This is a genomic window from Streptomyces sp. HSS9-12 (genome assembly GCF_054963655.1).
Genome location: NZ_JBUEGC010000132.1, coordinates 1 through 608 on the forward strand (window position 1 = coordinate 1; position 608 = coordinate 608).

The 608-nt window shown below is 59.9% G+C and carries 1 protein-coding gene; it reads left to right on the top strand.

Annotated features, from left to right (window positions below; genetic code table 11):
* On the top strand, positions 1-608 hold a 608-nt coding region (locus ACY34J_RS29040; protein WP_462729605.1), incomplete at both ends, for a glycoside hydrolase family 5 protein.

The window sequence follows — 608 nt, forward strand, 5'->3', positions numbered from 1 at the left end:
TACAAGGGCAACGACCGAGTGATCGGTGCCGACCTGCACAATGAGCCGCGTGGCCAGGCCACCTGGGGCGACGGCAACCCGAAGACCGACTGGAAGATGGCCGCGGAGAAGGCGGGTAACCTGATCCACTCCGTCAACCCGAAGTGGCTGATCTTCGTCGAGGGTGTCGACAAGTTCAAGGACGAGTCGTTCTGGTGGGGCGGTGAGCTCCGGGGTGCCAAGCAGCACCCGGTGAAGCTCAAGCAGCCCAACAAGGTCGTCTACTCGGCGCACGAGTACGGCCCGGGTGTCTACAACCAGAACTGGTTCATGGACAAGAACTTCCCGAACAACATGCCGGGCATCTGGAAGAAGCACTTCGGCTTCATGAAGGAAGACAACGTCGGCCCGCTGCTGATCGGTGAGTTCGGTGGCCGCAAGACCGCTGGTAAGAGCACCGAGGCCGTGTGGCAGAACAAGCTGATGGACTACATGAAGAAGCACAACATCAGCTACACCTACTGGTCCTGGAACCCGAACTCGGGTGACACCGGTGGCGTCCTGAAGGACGACTGGAAGACCGTGGACCAGAACAAGGTGAAGATGCTCTCCAAGTACCAGTCGCCGCT